Source organism: Hoylesella nanceiensis DSM 19126 = JCM 15639 (genome assembly GCF_000379965.1).
Lineage (GTDB): Bacteria > Bacteroidota > Bacteroidia > Bacteroidales > Bacteroidaceae > Prevotella > Prevotella nanceiensis.
Map to the genome: position 1 here is coordinate 17,043 of NZ_KB904328.1, position 13,556 is coordinate 30,598.

Consider the following 13,556-nt stretch of genomic DNA (forward strand, 5'->3'; position numbering starts at 1 on the left):
TTCATCACTAAAAGAAAGAACACTATTATGAAAAAACATTTGATATATTTATCGTTTGTCGGCCTGTTAGCATGCAATGCCTGCACAGACTTAAACGAAACGCTATACGATAAGGTGACAATGGACAGCTATGGCAAAAATAATTCGGAGGTACAAACCATTGTTGGAGGCGCATATGCAACGCTTCGAGGCTATGGTGCCAATACTCCTGAAGGCAATAAGGTCAATTGTTTCCCCACATGTGAATATGTATTCTTCACCGCCGCCTGCTCAAGTGATGAGGCATGTATCCCTACTCGTGGTACAGACTGGTACGATGGAGGTCGCTATCAGCAGCTACAATTCCACACATGGGACGCTAATAACACCGCTATTCTCTCGGTTTGGCGATACAATTTCACTGGAGTTTCGAAGATTAATGCCATTATTTATCAGGTTGAACAATCGTCTTTGACCGACCAAGAGAAGAAAGTTGTAGAGGCAGAGTTGCGTGGTTTGCGTGCTTACTACTATTATAATCTACTCGATAACTTTGGAAATGTGCCCATAAGTACAAGCTTTACCGAGAAAGAATTGCCTAAAAACGCTTCGAAAGAACAGGTGTTTGACTTTATAGAAAAGGAGATTAAAGACATTCTTCCACTCCTTCCTTCTGGCGTTCAATATGGTCGTTTCACTCAAAATGTGGCTTATACGCTTCTTGCTCGTTTGTATCTCAATGCCGAAAGCCTTATAGGTACAGCGCATTGGCAAGACTGCTTAGATGCATGTGATAAGATATCGGGTTACAGACTCACTGCCGATTACAAGGAAAGCTTTAAGATTAAGAATGAAACTTCACCCGAAATCATCTTCGCAATACCCTATGATCACAAGCAAGGAACAAGTGGTAACTATCTAGCTTCAATGAGTTATCATTACAATCAGAAGTATGTTTTCTCTCCAGAAGGCTCTTGGCAGTGGTCAGGAAACGGCATTTGCGCTCAACCTGGCTTGTATTCTTCATTCGAAGAGAAAGATGTTCGTCGTGCATCACTGCTCATTGGCCAGCAATATAGTGCCAAAGACGGATCTGAAGTGTTGATGGATAATGGCGAACCACTTAACTATACTGAAGAAATTAAGAAGTATACAGATGCGCTTCAGAATGAAGGTGCAAGACTAAATAAATACGAATGGAGCCCAACTGATATGTGGGAACGTGATAACGACTGGGTTTTGATGCGCTATGCCGAAGTTCTTATGATGCAAAGTGAGGCTAGTTTCCGCCTAGGATACACTCAAACGGCTTTAGATTACATCAATCAGGTGCGCAAAAGAGCTGCTCTCGATCCATTAACAACGCTTTCTCTCGAGGCACTTGACAACGAATGGAAACACGAGTTTGTGTTCGAAGGCTTGCGAAGAACCACTAACATTAGATTTGGAACATTCTTTAAAACATGGTGGAACAAAGAGGCTGACCCCGCAGACATGCACACTCGCTTCTTCCCCATACCCAAAGAAGAGTTGGATAAGAACCCCAATTTGGTGCAAAACACAGGTTATTAGAAGTGGAATGTTGGCTTTCTGCAACACGAAAAGCAACTAAAAAGATGTATTTTTTACATTATTTCCACAATAAAGAACGTTTTTAAACGTAAAATAAGCGTAAGGTTAGGTGCAGACAATGGGTTCTGCACCTCCTTAGCGTTATATAAAACGACCCACTTTTGCCTCTCTTCATCTGCTAACCCCTTATTAAATAAGGGACAAGCAAGATGAAACAAGGATTTAAAAGCACCTCAAGCGAGGCAAAATAGGTTGAAAAGAAAGAACAAGATAACCGCATCATATCGCATTATTACAGGGAGAATATAATTAAAAAGAAATAAAAACAACAGGTATTATAGTATGATGAATAAAAACAAAATTACTCTATTGCTTTGTATCTGCGCAATGAGTTTAAGCTATTTAAGTGCGTTTGCCACCTCAAAAGTAACGTCGCCCAATGGTCGTTTGTCGCTTTTAACGGGTGTAGACGCATCTGGTAAGCCCTATTTTGAATTGCTCAGAGACAACAAAAGCGTTATTAAAAAGTCGTATTTAGGCGTTTCTCTAAAAGATGGACAATTGTCTGAAGACTTTAAAGTTACCAAAACATCTCGCAATCAGCTTGATGAAACATGGCAACAACCATTGGGAGAAGAGCTAAACATACGTAATCACTACAACGAACTCACCCTTCATCTTCAGCAAAAGAAAGACAAGAAAAGAATGATGAACATTGTTTTCCGCCTTTTTAACGATGGAATGGGTTTTAGATATGTATTCCCTAAGCAAGCAAATCTCAATCAGTTTACCATTATCGACGAGAAAACGGCTCTCACTTTGCCTTGGGACGCCTCTGCATGGACCATCCCTACCGAAGGAACTCACTACTATGAGGGTCTTTGGACCAAAGCTCCTATAAGCGAAAAGCCAACCGTTTCGACCCCAATAACAATGGAAGTGAACGACAGTTTATATCTTGTTTTTCACGAAGCCAATCTAACTGATTATGCAACGCTGAACTATCACCCTCAAAAAGATCAAAACGGACAAGTTGTTTTGTCGTCTGAACTCACCCCATGGAGCAATGGTGACAAGGTATATGCAGCCACTCCGTTTGTTAGTCCATGGCGAACTGTCATCGTAGGAAGCACCATTGCCGACATCACTGCATCTCGCTTAATGCTCAATCTCAATGAGCCTTGCAAGATTAAAGATACTTCTTGGATCGAAGATGGTAAGTATATAGGTATCTGGTGGGCCATTCATATGGGCGATTACACATGGAGTCAAGGTGAAAAACACGGTGCAACAACAGCCAATACCAAGCGTTATATCGACTTTGCAGCGAAGAATGGCTTTAAAGGTGTATTGGTAGAAGGTTGGAATTGGGGCTGGGATGGCAACTGGGGAGTCGAAGGTGACAAGTTTAACTTTACCAAAGCGTACCCCGATTACGACTTAGATAGCTTGCAGCACTATGCTCTTTCGAAGGGAGTACGCCTCATTGCGCACAACGAAACAGGTGGATCTGCCAAGAATTACGAGCAACAACTCGATTCAGCTTTTGCCCTTTACCAACGCTTAGGCATACGAACTGTGAAAACAGGATATGTAAACGACAAGATGGATAATCTTGAATTACAACACAGTCAATATGGTGTTCGCCACTATCGCAAGGTTATTGAAACTGCAGCTAAATACCAAATAATGATAGTTAACCACGAACCTGCCATGCCAACAGGCTTAAATAGAACCTATCCCAACCTTATTTCGGGTGAAGGAGTACGTGGACAAGAGTATAATGCGTGGTCGCAAGATGGCGGAAACCCACCCTATCACTTGTGTATTGTGCCCTTTACACGTCAGTTAGCGGGTGCAATCGACTACACACCAGGTATCTTTAACTTCGAAAATAAAGCCGTTCCACAAAGTCACCCACAAACAACTATCGCTAAACAGTTGGCTTCTTACGTGGTGATTTATAGTCCTTGGCAAATGGCTGCCGACAAAATAGAGAACTATGAGGCACATCCTGCCCTCTCATTCATACAAAGAGTGCCCACAAACTGGCAAGAATCACGAGTGTTAAATGCCGAATTGGGTAAATATGTCACCATTGCTCGCAAGGAAAGAAACAGCAACAACTGGTATATTGGTGGTTTAACCGACCAAGACCCACGCACACTTACCCTTCATTTCGACTTCTTAGATAACGATGCTCAATACGAAGCACTTATCTATAGCGATGGAGAAGGTGCCGACTATCGCACTAATCCTTATCCACTTGCAATCACTCAAAAACGTATTCGCAAAGGCGATAGCTTGCAATTGAAGCTTGCTCCAAGTGGAGGATTTGCCATAGAGCTAAAGAAAATCAACTAAAATGTGGTGCTGTTCGGCACTATTAAAAGCCCAAAAGCAAATTATTTTATTGGGAATAAGAATTGAAAAGAGCCTCAACTGGGGCTCTTTTTTTATTGTCTATGATAGAAGTTAGAACGAAAAAGTAGAGCAACACGCCTCCTCCACCCTACTTTTAAGAGCGGATTTTATCCTTTTCACCTCCTCATTCTTACACTATAAGCAAGAAGAACATTTCAGTTCGAGTGAGAGTTGTAATGAGCTGGTAATCAAAGTAAATAAAAGAAGCCTTGAAAAAGCATTGTTTTTATGTTGCAATAGCTATGCTTTTAGGGTGCAATTGCATTGAGATTAGAGTGTAAAAGCATTGAGATGGTTTAGCCTTTCAATATCTCTTGCAAGCCATGTACATCGAGAATGACAATCTCTTTCTCTCGAACAAAAATTAAATTGTCGTGTTCCAGTTCGTTAAGAGTGCGTATTAACGAGCTTTTTTGAATACCAAACACATCGGCAAGTTGCCTTCTCGACAGACTAAGAGGTACCGAATCGCAATGCATTACGGTGGCCTTTCGAAGTAAAAAAGTGGCAATCTTCTCTTTAATAGAGCTCATATACACCATACGAATCTTGCTCATTAAAAAGAAATTAATATGCGATAGAATATGAATAAAGTTGTTTCGAACAGGCTCGCAGAAGCCAATTAGAAGCGAAAAATCGTCTTTCGACATACAAAATAACACGCTCTTCTCTATCGTTTTCACCTCAACAGGCACCTCACACTCATCAGAATACACAAAAGCAGGAGCCAACATAGTGCCTGGTTTCAAATAATCTACCATTAAATGTTTGCCTTTTGCCGTGCTCATTCCTGCCGAAACAAGTCCTTCAACCACCACAACTATTTCGCAAAGAGAGTCATTTTCTGATATAAAAACAGTTTTAGCAGGCACCTTTTTCACGCTATAACGAAGCGTGTTCAAGTGTCTTTCGATGTCGTTAGCATCTAATCCAGAAAAAAGAGCAGACGATTCGAGTTGCGAAAAAATTGTTTTTTTCATGTGTATCACTAACTTTCGTCTGCAAAAATACACACTTTCGCAATTCTTTGCTATACCTACTTTTAGGTATTTTTCACCCTTTTAGGGTGTAAAAAGAAGAAAAGGAAGTAGAAAAACGCTCTCTACTTCCTTTTTTATCGATTATTTTTGTGCTTCGAAACTTATTAAGAACAAGCCATCTGATATCTCAACTAAGAGCGAAAGCTCGCTATCTGTAATCTTAGTAACACGCAAATTCTTCATTTCTAATGGTCCAATAGGTATTCTTGTGCTGATGTTTAGCACCGAATTGTTGATGGTCCATGAGCCATTTTCGTAAGTATAGTTCAGTGGACTGGTTACTGTAAAGATGAATTTGTTATTGGCTTCGAACTTAAAAGTTTTCTGTGCCACAGTCACAAACATTGTATATGGCTTGTTATCGCTATTTGCAACAAGCACACGAGAGGTTCGAACAACCGAGTTCCATGCGTGTTTTGTAAGCATATTCACCAATTGTTGCTGTGTAAGTGTTTGTGTTGCAGCAGGCACTTTCAACTCTTTTAAAGTCGTTTTGGTTTCGTTCTCTTTCACAACCACCTTCAAATTCTGTTCAAATCCCACAAGCTGATCCACCTCAAATTGCTGAGTTCCGTCGGCATTCACTAAGGCTTCGCCCAACACTTGACCACGAGCTGTGGCATAAACCAATTGCAAATGGGTTTTAGCAGCAAGTCCACTCACCTTAATAGTGGCAGTCTTTGTCTGCTCATTAAGAGTCATCTGCACTGCAGGTTCTTTCTTATCAACAGGTAAATCTTCGTTTTTTGAACACGAAACAATGCTTATTGCGCCTATAAGTAGATATAGGACAACAAAAAAATTACATGTAATTTTCTTCATATCAATATTCTTTAAAGTTAAATTATAGTTTAATTGGGTTTAATCTTCACTCACAACATAGTTGCCATTGCCATCACTTACCAACCAAGAAGGTTTATTTTCAATCACCGTATCTTTGTTCATATCCCTCAAGATAATGGTATATCCACTCCAAAATTCAGTTGGTTCTCTTTTAAATGTACTTTTTTTAAGGTTCTTTGGCAAAATAACTTTCTTTATATACAACTCATCTGAAGTTGTATCGTCAAGGGTTAATGCTTCAAGTTGCGTGCAACGGCTCAAATCAAGCACTTCTGTTTTCAAGTTATATAATTCTATTCGCTTTAGAGTTGCGGGGAAAACTATACTTTTAAACATGGATATAGGCTTGCCATCTTTCTCTAAATGCCCGATATAAATATATCCTGAAGTGAGCTTTGTATGAGAAAAATCGATGTTTTTAATATCTCCAAATGCCATAGAAGGAAAGAGATGGATAGAGTCTAACTGCTCTGGGAACTTCATATTTGCCGATAAAAACTTTCCATTTGAATAGGTCTTTAGTTTGGTTAGATGCGAATAATCGAACGAATCGTTATCTTTATAAGGCACATTTCCAGAACCACCAAGTACCAAAAACTCTATATTCTTTGGCAAATCTTTCGTTGCTACAGCACTAAAATCAGGATTATAGGCAAAATACTTAAGCTTATTCAATTTTGAAAGTCCCTCTAATTCAACACTTTCATGTAAGCTTACAATCTGATTAAGATATCCTCCTAGCGTCAAAGTGTCTATCTTATCGTTCAAAATAATCTTCTTCAAAGAATGTTCTTTGTCTGCATTTTCAACCACATAAAGCTTATGTAACGAGGTGTTGGCAACGTTTAAAAGCTTAAAAGCCTTGTTTTCTGCTGTATTAGTTGATATCGACAACGATTGAAGAGCTTTATTATTAAGAATCAATTGCTCGTCGGCTGCATCCGAACTTTCAATGTCTATCACCTTTGCATGAATGTTATTAAGATTGGCATTGGTATAAACTCCATTCTTTAAACTTAGCGATTGAAGAGTGGTTGCAGGCACTTTAAGGTTGGTTAGATCTGCTCCTTTAAACGAAAGTGTTTCTAATTGATTGTTTTTCGATAGGTCGTAGCCCGCCATATCGACAGGTTTAAAAGGCTTATTAGTAAACCACCAGTCGTATTTTTCTTTGTTTGCTTCAAACCAAAAGACTTTAAGTTTGGTCAATTTATCGAGGTCTTGCACCTTAGAAACAAAGCAAGAAGGGAACGTTAACGTTTCTAATGAAGGGAAATTAGCCAATCCCCACAAGGTAACATCTTTGTTGGTGCTTTTCAATCCCACATAATCATAAAACTCAGTAAGGATCTCTAACTGATTAGAAGCAATGTTATCGTCGTTCTTTACCTTTAAAAAGAGGGTGTCACCGCTTTCTAATATGTAGCCACATCCTTGCTTTAAAGCCTCTTGATAATATCTATTATACTTCAACCAAATATCCTTTTTAATTGCAGAATCGGTGATTTTAGCTATACTTCGTTTAGCTTCTTCAAAGCGATAGATAGCCAAATAGGTATCAATTCGCTCCTTTAAGTATTCTTGATACTCACTTGAATTCTCGTTTAAGTCGATGTCTTGGTTCACAATATTTAAGATATCGCCTTTCTCGCACGATGCGAATAAAGCTACAGAACATAGCGATAAAATGGTATATATAAACTTTTTCATATTCAGTATGTCTTTCTTTACGTTAATTAAGTTCACGAACAGCGTCTTTAACTCCTACAAAATGAGATGTATCGGGCATCGAAGTCTTGAGCATAAACACATAATGTGTTTCTAAATCAGATGTAACTCTAAACCAAGAACCTTTGCTTGTCTCTTTCACAAGCTCTAATATATAATAGAAATGACGCCATGTATAAACTCCTTTTGAAGGTGTTTTTGAAGCCCAAAACATTGCTTGCGACTTGTCAGTGATGAGGTTAAAGGTTTCTTCTCCCATGCTTACCTGAGGCAATTCGTCTGTTTCTATGATAATTCTACTGCCTTCTATTCTCCAAGAAGCATTCACTACGGGATAATTATTCTCATCTAAACTACCCGAAAAGCTAGTAAATGCAGATTTAATTAGGTTCTTAGATTGAATAAAAGCCTTGTTATTTTCGCCCAAAGAGATCTTTAATCCATAGAAGAAAGCAGGGGTTCTTGTTAGTAAATCCTCTACAAATAAAGAACGAATAGCCAACTGCGAGTTATCTTCTACAGCCTCTTTGTTCTCTGCTTTATAAGAGATTGTCTCCCAAGAGGTATTCACATAGTTGGCCAATGACAAGTTATTGTGATTCACTGGCATTGTTGCAAACCAGTCTTGACGTGCAGTTTTGCCTATACCTGGGAACTCATTTTCAGGCTCATCGCCATATATTGAGGTGTTATTAAAGAAGTCTATCATCAAAACTCTATCGCCAACGTCTACCAATGCCGTAAGAATACTGACATTATCTTTAGCTTGTAGGTCTTTAACTTTTACCTTCATGTTAATGTATCCCACTGGAGTTTTAGAGTCAATGATGATGGTATTCTCCTCAGTTGTTGAGACTTTCCACTTTCCTTGACAGAAAATATAAGAGCTTTCTCCTAGCGGTGGGCGGAATAAAAGAGTAGAACTGCCATCTCTTCTCAATTCCATTCCCAGCCAAGCCATCATATATAGCATGCTTTCAAAGGGCGAAGAAGCTTTCTCTTTGAATCGAGTTGTGGTCCAAACTATATTATTTTCGATTCCAATATTCTTATACCACGTTACATTTGTCAGCTTTTGAACCACCGGATTACTTAGATCTGGGGTGCTACTTGTTTCATAAACGTCAATAACATTGCGTTTATCACAAGCCGAAAAGATAATTGTTGCAAGCAAACTTGCTAATATTATTATATTTTTCATTGATCTTTTGTGTTTTATATTTTATACTCTAATGCCAAAGAAATATATCTTTTAGGGCGTGAAAATCTACTTAATGACTTCTTTCCGTCTTGAAAGAAGTAGTTAATATTAGAGAGTAAAGCAGGGTTTGTTAATTGTCTTAGGTCGTCCCAACGTAGATATTCGCTATTAAGAATATTGTAAATACCAAGTCTTACAGTGAAATTACGAGTGACTTTATAGTAACCATAGGCATCAAAGGTGTATGCATTACTCATAAAAGAGGCAGGATAGCGTCGTATTAGCTCTTTTCCAGCAGCGTCTTTGTCCCAAAATGTGGTCTGAGAAACAGGCTTTGCGAAATAAAGATTAGCCTTTATATTCACCTGCCAGCGTGCTTTTGGATCGGTATATTCAACTCCTATGTTTCCAGTTAGAGGCTGAATGCCCAGCATACTCATTCCAGATGAAGAGCTTCCTTCGGCATAACTAAAGGCAGAAGACACCATAAAGCCTTTTAATAGGTCTACCCATTCACCAGGATAAAGCTGCAATGCGGCATCAAAGCCTTTGAGATGAGCCGATGTTTGATTAACATTCTTCACATAAGAGATACTCTTTGGAGCCTGCATAAGGGGCTCTTTCACAGCTAAAGTACCTTGTTTTAGCTCTATAAAGTCTGAATATTGATTATAATAAAGACTCAATAAATAGCCAAATCCTTTGCCTCTACCATTGAATTCCAATTCATGATTATACGACTTTTCAGCCTTTAGGTCTCTATTGGATAAGACAATGAATGATGGCCATGCGCTATAAAACTGGAAATACTTCTCTTCTGTGTTAGGAACTCTAAAGCCTGTTGAGAAGCGATAAGATGCATTTAGAAGCTGACTGTGGGCATAAGACACCACACCAAGGAACGAAAAGCCTGATTCTTTATCGTTAATTGGATCAAAATTCATTGCTGCTCCTTGCATATTGCGCAAGAGATAATCAATGTATCCCATATTTTGTGCCCCACCTTTTCTATCGTCTTTAGTAGAGAACAAATCGTATCTTGCACCTAACTTCATTGTAAGCTTTTCATTAAAAGCGATATCGTCCATCAAAGAAACGCCCCAATTGAATCGTGTTATAGGGTTTAAGAACGAGTAAGTTTGTGCAAATACGCCCATAGGTTCGCCATATTTAAACACTTTTCCCATTCTAACAGTATATCCAGTCAATGGATCTGATGCCAAAGGAGCCTCTACATCCACATTACGAGTGTCATTAACTCGTTGCATTGCCATTGTAGATAGATTGAGAATGTGTTGACCTAACGCTCCAAGTTGAAACTTTTTAGAATCTAATTCCAACTTAAACAGATTGTCTTTCGTTGCTTGTCCTCTGTATTTAGTGTGCTTTCCCTCATAAACAAGCGTCATTTCGCTATTCACAAGGTCGAAGTTTGGACGATAAAAGTCGGTCCAAGAGCTGGCATCTAAATAAGAATTTTGATGGTGCAATTTAGCTATTAGCTTACGTACAAGACCTTTTTCGCTTAAGAAACGATAAGAAAACGAAAGCGAACGACATAGCGATTGGTCGTGAGAGTAATAGTATGGCTTTCCATCTGCAGTGAAAGCATCAATAGGTTCCAATGTCCAAATATCCGCATTGGTCTTTCTATTCATTACATAAAACGACAAAACGAACTTGTGATTGTCGTTAGGTGCATAAGAAAGTTTACCCAACCATGTTGTTTGATGAAAGTCCATAGGGTCTATTTGCGTAGAAGTGATGTTGCGAGTGAGCTTTCCATGCGAGAAATTTCGCAATTCATTACCATCTCTATGCGCAGCCATTAACAGAGCATCGAAATGCTTAAAGCGCACAGCACCACCCAAAAGATAGGTTCGAAGGTTCTCTTTTCCATTGTAATTGACGGTAGTTAAGAGTCCCCATTGCTTGTTTCCTTCAATCAAGTCACGTGCTTCTTTGGTAGAATAGTTCACCGTTCCGCCCAAAGCTCCCGTTCCACTTACGAACGAGTTTGCACCCTTTTGAATTTCAACCGACGATGCAAAATAAGGGTCGAAGTCTATTCTTGAGGCGTTAGAAAGCCCATACGAGCTAAAAACTATATTGTCTTGTATCTCGGGTTGCAACACACCATCGATGCAAATAGCCACTCTATTGGCCTCAACTCCACGTATAGCGAAGCCTCGCATACCTCCTCTTGAGCCCGAAACAGATACTCCTACCGATGGAATATAACGCACCAAGTCGTTCATATCCATTGGCATTTCCACCTTAAGTTGCTCTGCAGTGCGTTGAATGGTGCCCACTTTTTGTTTTCGTTTGTCGGCAGTTACAACCACTTCTTTTATCTTTTGGGTTTTAATGGTGTCTACTTTCGCTTGCTGGGCATGGGCTTTTGCGCCTCCAGCAACCGACAAAATCAGCATTAAAATATAACTATTGTTATTCATAATCATCAGTTAATAAGAGTAAGTTCTGCCTTGAAAGGTAAGAACTCGTATGTCCTTCCTCCACGCTTTATTTTCTCTTCAATTTCAAAAGCATTGCTATCACCATCAAAAAGCACTCTTTTTAGGGTCAAAAAGCATTGCTTTTTCGATGTAATTACAGTGCTTTTATTTGGCAATAGAATTTCTTTATTATCTGCAGGGGTTAGCTTAAAGGTGAGAGATAGTCGTTCATTGTTGATTTGAACGAATTGTTCTGGAACATTTTTAAAGGTAATTTCGTTTTCAGAAGCATTGTATTCGTAGAGCAATCCACGCAAAGGAATACGTCGAAAGCTCGCTACACTACCTTCGTTCATGGGCAAAGTGAGTTCGGGTTTCGAAAAGTTTGCCACCTCATTGTTGATATCAAACCACAAATAAGAATGATTACTGTTGATGATAAAGATGCGAGATAGCAGACGATCGTTATCCCCTACGAGCGGAATAGATTCGCTTTTAGTGTATTCTTCATTGCTATCAAATTCTCGATTGATGCAACTGCACAAGACAATCAACATACAAAAGAATAGGCAATGTTTTGGTTTTACAAAGCAAGTCATTATTATTGTGCAGTTAATGTAAATGATTTAAAGTCGGCATAATAACCATTTTCAAACATTTCTGAGTTGTAATCAGATGATCGTAGGTTCACCATTACATATAAAGTGATGCGAGGTTCAGACAAAGTTAGCTCGTTACCATTTACAGAATAGGTGTATTCATAATACCATTCGTGTGCTACATTGCCACGACCAGTAAAGGTATTGGCATTGTCTTTCATTGGAACACGGAAGAAAATTTTGTTATTATAAACAAAACAACTGATGTTATTTTCTGCCATAAGCTCTTGTTTCCAGTCGCCTGCAGAATCGAAATTAAGCGAATAGTCTACAATTATAGGAGCAAGGAAAAAGCGCTTTGCAGTGATGGTGTTGTTCTTATTGAAATGAAAATCAAAGCTCAAATCCTTCAAACCCTTATAATCTCCAGTGTATAAGTCGGGTAATTCGTCCTCATGTCCTGCCAAATCAAAAGTCCACTTCCATTGTTTATTCAACAATTCGGTAGGAATTGCACCCAAAGCACTTTCTCTTTTCTTTAGGATTGCGCCCACCATACTTTCAATTTCGGCTACCTTTGCCTGCAAACGCTCATACTTTGCGCCTTGTCTTGCACGATAAGGCAACTCATGAAGCACGCTTTTACAATTGATAATGATATGGTTTCTACGCACATATCCATCGTAAAGGCTACCCTTATTCAACTCTTGTTCTAATGTACTTTGATTTCTTTTTAATCGAATAGCCATTTTTATTAGCGTCTCATTAACACGTATATCTTGGTCGGTTAATAAGTTCTTGCCATCTGAAACCAAATCAGTAAAAACAAAAGTTCTTAGCTTTTGCTCTGTTTCATCGGGCTTTTCAAATGCCTCTTCGAATAGTTTATCGAAGTTATTAGCAAGTTCTTGCTTTGCAACTAAAGCTCTTTCTTTTTCATCTAACTCTACTTTTGTGCAGCTTACAGCAACAAAACACAGTGCAACAAGCATAGTATTTGTTGCAATAGATGTTCTTTTTAGTTGTCTTTTTATATTAAATTTCATGTTATTAATAAAGTAAATCTGAATAAGTTATTAAGTTAAAACACTGTTATTCTGCATCTTTCGCCTTTCAACACCTATTTACTTGCGAACGGCTTCGATAACAATTGTAACAGGAAGGATGTTTGGTGACACCTTTAAATCAAGCTTTCCGTCTTTAAATACACCACTTGCTTGCGCTCTATCTGTATCGAATCCTTTTAGATTAGGAGGCAAAACGCCCTCTGGAATCTTATTAGGATCAACCTCATTTGCGCCGTATGGCTCTGCTTTAAATGTGCCTTTTACTGATTGAAGCTGAATACTTCCATCTTTTTGACGCTTTACATCCATCACAAAGTCACCCGAAACGGCAAAAGGCATGCGTGCTGTTTCGCTCAATTTTCCATTTGAATCGAACATAGGAGCATTGAACTTCTCGAAATGAAAGCGCACTTGTTGATTGTTATTAAGGGCTTCTAAAACAACGATATGAGGTCCTTGTGCCATCTGTTTGGTGCCCATTGTGGGGGTTATTGTGGCTTGATAGGTTCCAGTAACAACGCCAACGGCAGACGAACCACCTGTTTCTTCATTGTTATTACTACACGATGCAGCCATTAAAGCCATGAAAAGGAATAATAAAACGCTACTTTTCAATTGTTGAATTGTCTTTAAATACATATTGTTTA

The 13,556-nt window shown here is 38.8% G+C and carries 10 protein-coding genes; 2 read left to right on the plus strand and 8 right to left on the minus strand.

The window, feature by feature from the left end; genetic code table 11:
- Nucleotides 1-27: 27 nt before the first annotated feature.
- Entirely contained in the window at nt 28-1,551 is a 1,524-nt protein-coding gene (locus A3GM_RS0103255; protein WP_018361956.1) for a RagB/SusD family nutrient uptake outer membrane protein, read from the plus strand.
- A gap of 342 nt (nt 1,552-1,893) precedes the next feature.
- Nucleotides 1,894-3,915 (plus strand): glycoside hydrolase family 97 protein, encoded by a 2,022-nt coding sequence (locus tag A3GM_RS0103260; protein ID WP_018361957.1) that lies wholly within the window; start codon nt 1,894-1,896, stop codon nt 3,913-3,915.
- A gap of 356 nt (nt 3,916-4,271) precedes the next feature.
- Here the strand turns inward: A3GM_RS0103260 and A3GM_RS0103265 are convergent, their stop codons facing one another.
- From A3GM_RS0103265 to A3GM_RS0103300, 8 genes are all read right to left on the minus strand, one after another.
- Nucleotides 4,272-4,955, minus strand: a complete 684-nt coding sequence (locus A3GM_RS0103265; RefSeq protein WP_018361958.1) for a Crp/Fnr family transcriptional regulator — start codon at nt 4,953-4,955, stop codon at nt 4,272-4,274.
- A 141-nt stretch (nt 4,956-5,096) separates the two neighbouring features.
- Complete coding sequence (locus A3GM_RS0103270) at nt 5,097-5,837, minus strand: lipocalin family protein (RefSeq protein ID WP_018361959.1); 741 nt, start codon at nt 5,835-5,837, stop codon at nt 5,097-5,099.
- Nucleotides 5,838-5,876: 39 nt separating this feature from the next.
- Nucleotides 5,877-7,568 (minus strand): hypothetical protein, encoded by a 1,692-nt coding sequence (locus A3GM_RS0103275; protein ID WP_025829905.1) that lies wholly within the window; start codon nt 7,566-7,568, stop codon nt 5,877-5,879.
- A 22-nt stretch (nt 7,569-7,590) separates the two neighbouring features.
- Complete coding sequence (locus A3GM_RS0103280; protein WP_018361961.1) at nt 7,591-8,787, minus strand: hypothetical protein; 1,197 nt, start codon at nt 8,785-8,787, stop codon at nt 7,591-7,593.
- Between the two features lie 14 nt (nt 8,788-8,801).
- Complete coding sequence (locus tag A3GM_RS0103285; RefSeq protein WP_238299281.1) at nt 8,802-11,243, minus strand: TonB-dependent hemoglobin/transferrin/lactoferrin family receptor; 2,442 nt, start codon at nt 11,241-11,243, stop codon at nt 8,802-8,804.
- 5 nt (nt 11,244-11,248) lie between these two features.
- Complete coding sequence (locus A3GM_RS0103290) at nt 11,249-11,842, minus strand: hypothetical protein (RefSeq protein WP_025829903.1); 594 nt, start codon at nt 11,840-11,842, stop codon at nt 11,249-11,251.
- Nucleotides 11,843-11,844: 2 nt separating this feature from the next.
- A complete protein-coding gene (locus tag A3GM_RS0103295; protein WP_025829901.1) occupies nt 11,845-12,888 on the minus strand; it encodes a hypothetical protein in 1,044 nt (347 codons plus the stop codon).
- Nucleotides 12,889-12,966: 78 nt separating this feature from the next.
- Complete coding sequence (locus A3GM_RS0103300; RefSeq protein WP_018361965.1) at nt 12,967-13,548, minus strand: hypothetical protein; 582 nt, start codon at nt 13,546-13,548, stop codon at nt 12,967-12,969.
- Between the last annotated feature and the right edge of the window lie 8 nt (nt 13,549-13,556).

Bases quoted from the DNA above. Each gene is read 5' to 3' on its own strand.
- A3GM_RS0103255 (WP_018361956.1), top strand. From the start codon at position 28: ATGAAAAAACATTTGATATATTTATCGTTTGTCGGCCTGTTAGCATGC.
- A3GM_RS0103260 (WP_018361957.1), top strand. From the start codon at position 1,894: ATGATGAATAAAAACAAAATTACTCTATTGCTTTGTATCTGCGCAATG.
- A3GM_RS0103265 (WP_018361958.1), bottom strand. From the start codon at position 4,955: ATGAAAAAAACAATTTTTTCGCAACTCGAATCGTCTGCTCTTTTTTCT.
- A3GM_RS0103270 (WP_018361959.1), bottom strand. From the start codon at position 5,837: ATGAAGAAAATTACATGTAATTTTTTTGTTGTCCTATATCTACTTATA.
- A3GM_RS0103275 (WP_025829905.1), bottom strand. From the start codon at position 7,568: ATGAAAAAGTTTATATATACCATTTTATCGCTATGTTCTGTAGCTTTA.
- A3GM_RS0103280 (WP_018361961.1), bottom strand. From the start codon at position 8,787: ATGAAAAATATAATAATATTAGCAAGTTTGCTTGCAACAATTATCTTT.
- A3GM_RS0103285 (WP_238299281.1), bottom strand. From the start codon at position 11,243: ATGAATAACAATAGTTATATTTTAATGCTGATTTTGTCGGTTGCTGGA.
- A3GM_RS0103290 (WP_025829903.1), bottom strand. From the start codon at position 11,842: ATGACTTGCTTTGTAAAACCAAAACATTGCCTATTCTTTTGTATGTTG.
- A3GM_RS0103295 (WP_025829901.1), bottom strand. From the start codon at position 12,888: ATGAAATTTAATATAAAAAGACAACTAAAAAGAACATCTATTGCAACA.
- A3GM_RS0103300 (WP_018361965.1), bottom strand. From the start codon at position 13,548: ATGTATTTAAAGACAATTCAACAATTGAAAAGTAGCGTTTTATTATTC.